The sequence below is a fragment of the Acinetobacter sp. GN11 genome (genome assembly GCF_054823985.1).
In genome coordinates this window covers 1-558 of sequence record NZ_JRVL01000319.1, presented here as the reverse complement: position 1 = coordinate 558, position 558 = coordinate 1, and the positions used below count along the sequence as shown (strand labels likewise).

Here is a 558-nt window from a genome sequence, read left to right as displayed (position 1 = left end):
AGTTAACTTATCAAAAGACTGATTCAGCTCATAATTTAAGGTAGAAGTATAGCTTAATGATGCTTACAAATAATAAACTACAAGACCAGAGTTCTGAACAATATCCGATTCAACAGCTCTTACTATTTATAACCATTTTGTTCTCATTTAAATAAAAACAACCTGAATCATGATAGCCTGCCCCACCATCAATCGAATAATAATATTGAGTATTTAACTTTAGCTGCTTGGGTTTGATAATCTCTTTAAATCCGCTTGGTTTAACTCCATAAGTCCATTTATAGGCATAATCATTTTTAAAATTAAACCATTTTATTTCCCTACTTATCTTAATCTCCCATACTGTTTCTTTCAACGCACCAGCAGGAACAGCACTATTATCCATTACATAAAATCGAAAACCACTATCAAACTTTTTGGCATCACTTTTAGATAGCTGAAATATAATTCCATTATTAGCATTACCCGAAACAAGTAAATCAACTGTACCAGAGCATGCTACTAACACTGGTATAAATAGTAAGCTATACAAATTCCCCATTACCAGCTGCCTCCAGC

At 32.8% G+C, this 558-nt stretch carries 1 protein-coding gene; it reads right to left on the bottom strand.

Translation table 11 applies throughout. From position 1 onward, the window contains the following. Positions 1-109: 109 nt before the first annotated feature. A partial coding sequence (locus NL42_RS18795; protein ID WP_461313904.1) for a hypothetical protein occupies positions 110-558 on the bottom strand: 449 nt, incomplete at its 5' end.